The sequence below is a fragment of the Pseudomonas sp. MWU12-2029 genome, from assembly GCF_023242425.1.
GTDB classification, from domain to species: Bacteria; Pseudomonadota; Gammaproteobacteria; order Pseudomonadales; family Pseudomonadaceae; genus Aquipseudomonas; species Aquipseudomonas kribbensis.
The window spans coordinates 1,043,085-1,052,466 of sequence record NZ_JALJDY010000001.1 but is presented as its reverse complement, the minus strand read 5'-3'; the positions used below and the strand labels follow the sequence as shown (position 1 = coordinate 1,052,466).

Genomic DNA, 9,382 nt, shown 5'->3' with positions numbered 1-9,382 from the left:
TCGTACAGCATTCTCGGACGCCTTGCGGCTGCCCTAGCCAGCCGGGAATGCTAAGGTTCAGCCCTAGCTTTTGTACTTTTCCAAGGAAGCCTTATGCCGGACACTCAGTCCCTCAACGCTGCATTCATGGTGGTCCAGAGCAACAGCCTGGACGAACTGCGCAGCCTTGTGATCAGCATCATGCGGCGTTATCCGCTGGCTCCCTTGGAGAACGAAATTGCGCTCGTGCAGAGCAACGGCATTGCTCAATGGCTCAAGCTTGCACTGGCTGAGGATCCTGAAGAGGATGACTTGGGTGGCTGCGGTATTGCCGCTGCAATTGATGTGCAGTTGCCGGGCAGTTTCATGTGGCAGCTTTATCGCATGGTCCTGGGGCGAGATGAGATTCCGGCCAAGTCCTTGCTCGACAAGGCCCCTCTGACCTGGCGACTGATGCGCCTGTTACCGCAGGTCATTGACCTGCCGCATTTCGAACCCCTGCAACGATTCCTGACCCATGACACCGACTTGCGCAAGCGCTACCAGTTGTCCGAGCGTCTGGCGGATCTGTTCGATCAGTATCAGGTATATCGTGCCGACTGGCTCGAGGATTGGGCCGAGGGTCGTCATCAGCTACGAAATGTCAGGGGGGAGGTGAAACCGCTGCCCAGCACCAGTTGCTGGCAGGCGGAGCTGTGGCGCGCATTGCTTGAAGATGTCGGTGAGCAAGGCATGGCTCAAAGTCGGGCAGGCGTGCACCAGCGATTCATCGAGTGTATCAACAACCTTGAAAAAGCACCGACAGGCTTGCCGTCACGGGTAATCGTCTTCGGAATTTCCTCACTGCCTGCACAAGTACTCGAAGCATTGGCTGGGCTGGCCCGTTTCAGCCAGGTCCTGCTCTGCGTACATAATCCTTGCCGTTATCATTGGGCCGATATCGTTGCCGACAAGGATCTGTTGCGTCATCAATACAAGCGTCAGGCTCGCAAGAGCGGCATGCCCGTAGTGCTGGATCCAGAGTCACTGCATCAACACGCCCATCCGCTGCTTGCCGCCTGGGGCAAGCAAGGTCGTGACTACATCAATCTGCTCGACAGCTATGACGACCCCGGCAGCTATCGCGCGGCATTTCGCAATGGTCGTATCGATCTGTTCAGCGAAACGGCCCCGCAAAACATGCTCAATCAACTGCAGGATGACATTCTGGAGTTGCGCCCGCTCAGCGAGACGCGTGAGCTCTGGCCTGAAGTCGATCTGAAGCAGGATCAATCGATTCGATTCCACATTGCCCATAGTGCGCAGCGCGAAGTCGAGATTCTCCACGATCAGCTCCTGGCTCGATTCAGCGCCAATCCGGAACTGCGTCCCCGCGATGTGATCGTGATGGTGCCCGACATCGACAGTTATGCACCGCACGTCCGTGCAGTGTTCGGGCAACTGGATCGTAACGATCCACGGTTCATTCCTTTCACGCTGGCCGACCAGGGGCAACGCGGTCGCGACCCATTGCTGATCGCCGTCGAACATCTGCTCAAACTGCCCGACAGTCGTTTCCCCGTCAGTGAAATTCTCGACTTGCTCGATGTGCCGGCGTTACGCGCACGGTTCGGGGTGGAGGAGCGGGACTTGCCGACACTGCATCGCTGGATCGAAGGCGCCGGGGTGCGTTGGGGGATGGACGCTGACCAACGTGCCGGACTGGGATTGCCAAATGAACTGGAGCAGAACAGCTGGCGTTTCGGCCTGAAGCGGATGCTCCTTGGTTACGCGGTTGGCGATTCCAGTGCCTGCGCAGGCATTGAGCCCTACGACGAAATTGGCGGCCTCGATGCCGCGCTGATCGGTCCGTTGTCCGCCTTGCTGGATGCCTTGGAGTACTCGCACCAGCAATTGCTCAAGCCTGCGAAACCTCAAGAGTGGGGGAGTCGGTTACAGGTACTGATGCAGTTGTTTTTCAAAGCGAGCAATGAGCATGACGACTACTTGTTGACTCAGCTTGAGGATCTGCGCGAAACATGGCTGGAAACCTGTGAGTCTGTCGGACTGGAAGAAGAGTTGCCGCTGACCGTTGTTCGTGAGGCCTGGCTGGCCGGGCTGGATCAAGGGCGTTTGTCCCAACGCTTTCTGGCCGGCGCGGTGAATTTCTGTACCTTGATGCCGATGCGGGCAATCCCGTTCAAGCTGGTTTGCCTTCTGGGCATGAACGACGGTGATTATCCCCGGGCACAACCACCGTTGGACTTCGACCTGATGGGCAGCGATTACCGGCCGGGAGATCGCTCCCGCCGTGAAGATGATCGCTATCTGCTGCTCGAAGCACTGCTGTCTGCTCGTCATCAGCTCTACATCAGTTGGGTTGGACGCAGCATTCGTGACAACAGTGAACGGCCACCCTCGGTGCTGATCGGTCAGTTGCGCGATCATCTCGCCAATGGTTGGCGAACGACTGATGAGAGTGCGGATCTGTTGCATGCCATGACCCAGGATCACCCGTTGCAGCCATTCAGTTCACGTTACTTCCATGACGGTGATGAGCTGTTCAGCTATGCCAATGAATGGCAGCTGCTGCATCAACTTCATGAGCCTGCCGAAGTGAAAGGAATGCTTGAACCCCATGTCCAGGAGGAGCCGCTCGGCCTTGCACTGCTGCAGGATTTTCTGCGTAACCCGGTTCGACACTTTTTCACTCAACGCTTGAAGGTTTACTTCGAAGCGGCGCAAGTGCCTCAAGCCGATGAAGAGCCTTTTGTGCTGGATGCATTGCAGCGATACACCCTCAGCAGCAGTTTGCTCGACGCGGCCTTGAGGCATCCGGAGAGTGTTGATCAGGCGCTTGAAGCTCAGGCCCGGCGCCTGCAAAACAGCGGACTGCTGCCCATGGCGGGATTCGGAGAGTGTCTGCAGCGAGAGTTGATCGAACCCCTTCCTGATTTGCTGCAACGCTATCAACAACTGCTGACGCTTTGGCCGACTCCGCTGACCAGTGCGATCCCGATCAATCTTGAATGGCAGGGATTACGCCTGGAAGGATGGCTTGGAGGTTTGCATCAGCGCGCCGATGGCGGTGTGCTGTCGGTGACGACGATCCCCAACAGCATCGGTTCAATCAAGAACCGCAAATGGCACCGTCTGATCAAACCGTGGGTCGATCATCTGGTCGCTTGTACGAGCGGGCTGTCCTTGACCACTGCGCTGGTCGCCAGCGACGACACTCTTTTGCTTGAACCCATGGAGCAGGATCGGGCATGGCGGATACTCGAAGACCTTCTGCTCGCCTGGCAGGCAGGAATGCGCCAGCCACTTCCGGTTGCAGTGAAAACCGCTTTTGCATGGCTGGGCCAGAGCGACCCGCTGAAGGCTGAAGCCGCTGCACGCAAAGCCTATGAAGGTGATGGCCAGACCAGCGAAGGCGAGAGACGCGAAAGTCCCGCATTGGCGCGGCAGTTCCCGGATTACGATGCTTTGCTGGTCGAGGAAACATTCCCCGATTGGTGTAACGCTCTATACCGCCCGGTGCTCGAAGCCCCCTGGCAGTCATTGGCCAGCGAGGGGGTGCGTTCATGAGTACACAGCAGCCACTTGCCCTGGCGTTTCCATTGAAGGGCAGTCAACTGATCGAGGCCAGCGCGGGCACCGGCAAGACGTTCACCATCTCCGCGTTGTATCTGCGCCTGATCCTTGGTCATGGAGGCGAAGCGAGTGGCTTCGGTCGTGAACTGCTGCCACCGCAGATTCTTGTAGTGACCTTCACCGATGCGGCAACCAAGGAGTTGCGCGAGCGCATCCGCACACGTCTGGCCGAGGCCGCACGCTTCTTCCGTGACGAGACGCCGCCTCCTGATACGTTGATCGATGAGCTGCGCGCGCAGTTCGATCCTCAGCAATGGCCCGGTTGCGCCAATCGCCTGGATATCGCCGCGCAATGGATGGACGAGGCTGCGGTCTCGACGATCCACAGCTGGTGTCAGCGAATGCTGCGCGAACACGCATTCGACAGCGGCAGTCTGTTTACCCAGTCTCTGGAAACCGATCACAGCGATCTGCTCGGCGAAGTGCTCCGTGATTACTGGCGCCTGTTCTGCTATCCGATGCAGGGGGATGCCCTGAATTGGGTTCGTACTAACTGGGGAGGTCCGGCCGCCCTGTTGCCTCGTGTACGTGCTCTCTTCGGCACTGAACGTGACGGCAAGGAAGACAGATCTCCGGCCGAACTGATCGACGAGTGCCTGCTGGAACGCCGCGCAGCATTGGTTGAATTGAAAAAGCCCTGGCAGCAGTGGGCGGAAGAATTGCTCGCCATTTGTCATCAGGGTGTTGCCAGCAAGACAGTCGACGGACGCAAGATGCAGGCCCGCTACTTTGAGCCCTGGTTCGAGAAGCTCAAGACCTGGGCTGAAGACGAGTCACTGGAACAACTGGATATCGGTACCGGATTTACCCGGCTCACGCCGGACGGCATGGCCGAAGCCTGGAAAGGCGAGCCCCCGAGTCATCCGGGACTGGACGCGATGTCGAGGCTCAAGTCGAGTCTCGACGGGCTGCCGACGCCTGACGCGGCTGTGTTGCAGCACGCCGCCAAATGGGTAGGTGCGCGCTTTGAGGAAGAGAAGCGCAGACGTGCCGAAATGGGCTTCGATGACATGCTGCTGCGCCTTGACGCCGCGTTGCGATCCGAAGGCGGCGAGCGCCTCGCCACGCTTATCCGCGAGCAGTTTCCGGTCGCCCTGATCGACGAATTCCAGGACACGGATCCGGTGCAGTACCGGATCTTCGAGAACATCTATCGCATCGAGGAAAACAATCCCGAGACCGGACTGTTTCTGATCGGAGATCCCAAGCAAGCGATCTATGCCTTTCGTGGCGCGGACATCTACACCTACCTGCGCGCGCGAATAGCCACCGCAGGGCGACTGCATACGCTGGGTACGAACTTTCGCTCCAGCCACGGGATGGTCCGTGCAGTAAACCAGGTGTTCGAGCGCGCCGAGTCCCGTGAGCAGGGACGCGGTGCGTTTCTGTTTCGGGAGAAAGACGGTGACAACCCGGTGCCGTTTCAGCCTGTGGATTCTCAGGGGCGCAAGGAGCATTTACTGATTTCCGGGCAAGACGTGCCGGCGCTGAACATCTGGCGTTTATCCACCGAGCAGCCAGTCTCCGGTGCGGTCTACCGCCAGCAGCTGGCGGCGGCCTGCGCCAGTGAAATCACTGCCCTGCTCAATGGCGGACAAGCCGGCAGCGCGGGTTTCGAGCAGGACGGCAAGGATTTTCGCGGGCTGCAGCCGGCGGACATCGCAATTCTGGTGCGCGATGGCAAGGAGGCTCAAGCGATACGCGGTGAGCTTGCCGCCCGTGGGGTGCGCAGCGTCTATCTTTCGGACAAGGATTCAGTCTTCGCGGCCCAGGAGGCCCATGACCTGCTGGCCTGGCTCAAGGCCTGTGCCGAGCCGGATGTCGAGCGCTCACTGAAAGCAGCCCTGGCCTGTATTACCTTGAATCTGCCGTTGGCTGAACTCGAGCGCCTGAATCAGGACGAACTGGTCTGGGAAGCCCGAGTCATGCAATTCCGAGCCTATCGCGAGATCTGGCGTAAACAAGGCGTGTTGCCGATGTTGCGGCATCTTTTGCATGACTTCCATCTACCGCAAACCCTGATCGCTCGCAGTGATGGTGAGCGGGTGCTGACTAACCTGTTGCACCTGTCGGAGTTGTTGCAGCAGGCGGCCTCCGAACTGGATGGCGAGCAGGCGCTGATCCGTCATTTGGCCGAGCACCTTGCGTTGTCCGGTCAGGCGGGTGAGGAGCAAATCCTGCGCCTTGAAAGCGACGAGCAACTGGTCAAGGTCGTGACGATCCACAAGTCCAAGGGGCTTGAGTATCCGTTGGTGTTTCTGCCCTTCATCTGCTCGGCCAAACCCGTGGACGGCAGCCGGCTGCCGTTGCACTACCACGATGCATCCGGCAAGGCTCAGGTCAGTCTCAAACCGGATGCCGAGCTGATTGCCCTGGCCGACAATGAGCGTCTGGCGGAGGATCTGCGTTTGCTCTACGTCGCGCTGACCAGGGCACAACATGCGTGCTGGCTCGGTGTGACGGACCTTAAACGCGGTAATAACAGCAGCTCGGTCCTGCATCTTTCAGCATTTGGCTATCTGCTGGGTGGTGGCGCGTCACTGAGCGAGTCCAGCGGTCTGACCCGTTGGCTCGACGATTTGCACCAACATTGCCCAGCGCTGAGCATCGTGGAAATGCCGCTGGCAACCAGCGAGCGTTACCTGCCACCCCGCAACGAAGCGACCCCAAGTGCCACGTTAATCCCCAAACGCAAGGCCAGCGAAAACTGGTGGATTGCTTCCTATAGCGCATTGCGCATCAGTGATGTGTTGAGCGTGGGCAGTGATGAAGCACCTGACAGTCCCCAAGCGCAGAAACTGTTCGACGACGAGCGCCTCGAGCCCGATGCCCCCCGCGAGATCGTTCCGGGAGGCGCCGAGATTCACCGCTTCCCCCGAGGACCGAATCCGGGAACGTTTCTTCACGGACTGCTCGAATGGGCAGGCGATGAAGGTTTCGCGGTTTCGCGCGAAGCGTTGGAAGACGCGATCGCCCGGCGCTGCAATCGTCGTGGCTGGGAAGGCTGGATCACGACTCTCAGCGACTGGTTGCAGCATCTGCTCAAATCGCCGATGCCGGCAGGCGCCGGTCGACCTTCAGTCGTGCTGGAGCAACTGAAACAGTATCGGGTCGAGATGGAGTTCTGGTTCGCCAGCCACAAGGTCGATGTCGTCAGACTCGACGAGCAGGTACGCAAGTTCACCCACAACGGCGTTGCCAGGGTTGCCGCCGAGGCCGTGCAACTCAACGGCATGTTCAAAGGGTTCATTGACCTGACCTTTGAGCATGATGGTCGTTACTACGTGGCGGATTACAAATCCAACTGGCTGGGCGTCGATGATGCCGCCTACACCGAGCAGGCCATGGAACAGTCGATTCTGGAAAACCGCTACGACCTGCAATACGTGCTGTACCTGCTGGCACTGCATCGTCAGCTCAAGGCCCGCCTCGCCGATTACGATTACGACCGGCACGTGGGCGGTGCGCTGTATCTGTTCCTGCGGGGTACACGGGCAGACAGCGGTGGCGTGTATTTCGCGCGGCCTCCACGGGAGCTGATCGAGCGTCTGGACCGGATGTTCCAGGGTAAACCGGAACCGAAATCCGAGCCGGTATGGGAACAGGGAGAATTGCTATGAGCCGCACCTTCGCGCACTTGTCGCCGATTGCGCTGGATGCAGACAGTCTTGCTCGACTGACGCCCCTGATGCAGGCCGAGGACTTGCTGCAGTTGCTGACCCACTGGGTCGAGCGAGGGTGGCTACGGGCTCTGGACAAGGCCTTCGTGACGTTTCTTCACGAGTTGGTGCCAGACGTCGACCCGCTGGTCCTGCTTGCCGCCGCTTTGACCAGTCACCAGCTCGGTCATGGTCATGTGTGCCTGGATTTGTTCGAAACCCTCAAGGCTCCTGACTTTGCCCTGTCCCTGCCACCTGAAGGTGATGCGCAATCCGGTGTGTTGTTGCCATCGCAATTGCTTGAGTCACTTGACGGCGCACACTGGTGCAAAGTGCTGGCCGGCAGCCCTCTGGTGGCGCTGGCTGCCGACGACAGTGAGTCTGCACGGCAATGCCCTCTGGTGCTGTCCGGTAAACGCCTGTACCTGCGCCGGTACTGGGCCTATGAACGGCGTATCGACACGGCACTGCGCCAACGTTTGGCAGAGCATGAACCGACGCCGGGTGATCTGTCGCAGCGACTGGACGAATTGTTCGGGACGGCAAAGAAAACCGGCGTGATCGACTGGCAGAAACTCGCCTGCGCACTGGCGACCCGAGGTGCCTTCAGCATCGTCACGGGCGGGCCGGGCACCGGCAAGACCACCACGGTCGTGCGTTTGCTGGCGTTGCTTCAGGCCCCGGCGGTCGAAGCCGGCCAGCCTCTGCGTATTCGCCTGGCTGCGCCTACGGGTAAAGCGGCAGCGCGGCTGACCGAGTCCATCAGCCAACAAGTGCAATCGCTGGAGGTTGCAGACGACGTTCGGGAAAAGATTCCTTCCGAGGTGACCACCGTTCACCGCCTGCTGGGCAGCCGTCCCGGCACCCGGCACTTCCGTCACCATGCCGGTAATCGTCTGCCACTGGACGTGCTGGTGGTCGATGAAGCGTCCATGATCGACCTGGAAATGATGGCCAACCTGCTTGATGCGTTGCCGTCACATGCTCGCCTGGTGTTGCTGGGCGACAAGGATCAACTGGCCTCTGTCGAGGCCGGTGCGGTGCTGGGGGATCTGTGTCGCGATGCCGAGGCGGGTTGGTACAGTCCGCAGACACGTCAGTGGCTGGAATCCGTGAGCGGGGAGTCCTTGCAGGACGCCGGTTTGCACGAAGACACGGATGGTACGCACCCGCTGGCGCAGCAAGTGGTGATGTTGCGTCACTCGCGGCGTTTCGGCGAGGGCAGTGGCATCGGCCAGCTTGCGCGCCGGGTGAATCAGCAACGGCCGGATGAGGCTCGTCACTTGCTGGCAGCACGAAGCCATGACGACGTGTATTCGCTGGCACTCAAGGGAGAGCATGACCATGCACTGGAGCGCCTCGTTCTGGATGGGCATGGCGAGGGCCCTCACGGTTATCGGCATTACCTGAGCGTCTTGCGCAATCAGCGCCCGCCCGTCGGTGCCCCTCTTGAAAATCCTGGTTGGCTCGATTGGGCGCGAGCAGTCTTGCAGGCGTTCGATACGTTCCAGTTACTGTGCGCCGTGCGCAAAGGACCGTGGGGTGTCGAGGGGCTGAACCTGCGTATCACCGAAGCGCTGTTCAAGGCGCGGCTGATCGACAGCGACCAGCAGTGGTATGAAGGCCGTCCGGTCCTGATGACCCGCAATGACTATGGCCTGGGGCTGATGAACGGTGATATCGGCATCGCTCTCAAACTGCCCGAACGAGATGGGCCGAACGCCGGTGAGCCGGTGCTGCGGGTGGCGTTCCCGCGTAACGATGGGCGCGGTGGGGTGCGGTTTGTGCTGCCGAGCCGGCTCAATGATGTAGAAACCGTGTACGCGATGACTGTGCACAAGTCGCAAGGCTCGGAGTTTGCCCATACCGCGTTGATCCTTCCCGACGCTCTGAATCCGGTATTGACCAAAGAGCTGATCTACACCGGCATTACCCGAGCCAAACACTGGTTCACCTTGATCGAACCGCGAGCCGGGGTATTCGAGGAAGCGGTGCAGCGCAAGGTCAAGCGCTTGAGCGGTTTGATGCTGGAACTGGAGGAAGGCGCGGCGCTTCGAGGGTGAAGTTGCCAGTGATTACTGGCGTTATCTGACCGACCGGTCAGAGGGGGC

Annotated in this window: 3 protein-coding genes; all 3 read left to right on the top strand. The window is 59.8% G+C overall.

The features are described from left to right. Positions 1-93 precede the first annotated feature (93 nt). Genes recC through recD form a run of 3 tightly spaced genes read left to right on the top strand, consistent with a single transcriptional unit; the run spans position 94 to position 9,334 of the window. A complete protein-coding gene (gene recC / locus M5B44_RS04975) occupies positions 94-3,546 on the top strand; it encodes an exodeoxyribonuclease V subunit gamma (RefSeq protein WP_248738399.1) in 3,453 nt (1,150 codons plus the stop codon). Continuing rightward, positions 3,543-7,232, top strand: coding sequence for an exodeoxyribonuclease V subunit beta (gene recB, locus M5B44_RS04970; RefSeq protein ID WP_248738398.1), 3,690 nt, complete (start codon positions 3,543-3,545; stop codon positions 7,230-7,232). The genes recC and recB overlap by 4 nt, the downstream gene beginning before the upstream one ends. Beyond that, positions 7,229-9,334 carry an exodeoxyribonuclease V subunit alpha gene (gene recD, locus M5B44_RS04965; RefSeq protein ID WP_248738397.1) on the top strand — a complete coding sequence of 702 codons (2,106 nt, stop codon included), beginning with the start codon at positions 7,229-7,231 and terminating at the stop codon, positions 9,332-9,334. The genes recB and recD overlap by 4 nt, the downstream gene beginning before the upstream one ends. Positions 9,335-9,382 lie beyond the last annotated feature (48 nt).